The 1,039-nt window shown below is 65.5% G+C and carries 1 protein-coding gene; it reads left to right on the plus strand.

The genetic code is table 11. The features are described from left to right. The first annotated feature begins 142 nt into the window (after positions 1-142). Positions 143-850: a bleomycin resistance protein gene (locus OTB20_RS42245; RefSeq protein ID WP_267825194.1), complete on the plus strand. Its 708-nt coding sequence runs from the start codon at positions 143-145 to the stop codon at positions 848-850. Positions 851-1,039 lie beyond the last annotated feature (189 nt).

Here is a 1,039-nt window from a genome sequence, read left to right on the forward strand (position 1 = left end):
CCCGTGGCTGGACATACGCGCCGCCTACTCCCACCTCCCCTCCCACTCGGCTTAGCGGCTGCCGGCCGTCTGTGGCTGAGGGGAGGACAGAAGCATGTAATCAAGTTTGACTAGTTGCTGGAGATGGGCCTACGGTCGCCGGATGAGCGAGAAACTGGCGGCGATGCTCCCCTGCAGGTCCGTCCCCGAGACGGTCGACTTCTACAAGGCCCTGGGTTTCGAGGTCACGTTCTATCAAGAACGTCCGTACGCCTACGCCGTCGTCCAGCACGGCGACGTCGAGCTGCAGTTCGCGGCACTGAAAGGCTTCGAGCCGGCCGAGTCGTACGGCGCGTGTTACATCACGACCGACGACGTCGATGCTCTGTACGCGAAGTTCCGTAGCGGACTGAAGCAGGAACTGGGCAAGATCCCGACCCGTGGCATCCCCCGGATCGGTCCGCTGAAGGACACCACCTATGGGATGCGGCAGTTCATCATGGCCGACCCGGGTGGCAACAGCATTCGCATCGGCCAACCGATCAGCGACGACCTCCACCACTCACCGGTTCCGAAGGAACCGGTGGCCAAGGCTCTCCACCTGGCGTCACTCCTCGGTGATTCCAAGGAGGACCACGCAGCCGCTGCCAAGATCCTGGACCGCCTGCTTTCCTCCGACGTCCCTCCCCCGGCCCGCGTCAAAGCCCTGATCCTCCGCGCCGCCATGGCCCTCCACCTGGACGACACCCCCCTCGCCTCCCGTCTGCTGTCAGAGGCCGACCAGATCCCCCTCCAAGCCTCCGACCGCGCGTCCCTGGCCGACGACCTCCTCCGAGCCGAAGACCTCCGTGACAACCTCCCCCTCAGCTGACCTGATCCACGGCCCCAATCGCCCACCAGGTGGTTACCGGCCAGGCAGACCTTGATCCCACGGGCGACCGGCAGCCCGGCAGGTGCGAGAGGAAGTGGTCGTGGGCGACTTATGTCCAACCACAGACAGCCGGCAGCCGCTGAGGAGGAGGGGAACTGGGAGTGTGCGGCGCCTATGTCCAGCCACGGC

Origin of the sequence: Streptomyces sp. H27-H1 (assembly GCF_026627445.1) — a bacterium.
Classification (GTDB): Bacteria; Actinomycetota; Actinomycetes; order Streptomycetales; family Streptomycetaceae; genus Streptomyces.

Excerpts from the sequence above, each read along its gene's own strand:
- OTB20_RS42245 (WP_267825194.1), top strand. The coding sequence starts at position 143 with ATGAGCGAGAAACTGGCGGCGATGCTCCCCTGCAGGTCCGTCCCCGAG.